The organism is Mesobacillus maritimus, assembly GCF_023715205.1.
In the GTDB taxonomy this organism is placed as follows: domain Bacteria; phylum Bacillota; class Bacilli; order Bacillales; family Cytobacillaceae; genus Mesobacillus_B; species Mesobacillus_B maritimus_C.
Genome location: NZ_JAMBNR010000126.1, coordinates 1 through 260, shown reverse-complemented (window position 1 = coordinate 260; position 260 = coordinate 1). Strand labels below are relative to the sequence as shown.

Here is a 260-nt window from a genome sequence, read left to right as displayed (position 1 = left end):
TTCTATTAATATAGAAAAACATGAGCCAACGTTTTATTTTATGAGCTTACTCATACTCTTTATTGGAGAGTTTGATCCTGGCTCAGGACGAACGCTGGCGGCGTGCCTAATACATGCAAGTCGAGCGAACCATTGGGAGCTTGCTCCCTGAGGTTAGCGGCGGACGGGTGAGTAACACGTGGGCAACCTGCCTGTAAGACTGGGATAACTCCGGGAAACCGGGGCTAATACCGGATAATTCATTTCCTCTCATGAGGAAA

General features: G+C 47.7%; 1 rRNA gene. It reads left to right on the top strand.

Annotated elements, in window-relative coordinates:
* Positions 1-59: 59 nt before the first annotated feature.
* Positions 60-260: ribosomal RNA gene (locus M3182_RS25930) — 16S ribosomal RNA — on the top strand; the annotation flags it as partial.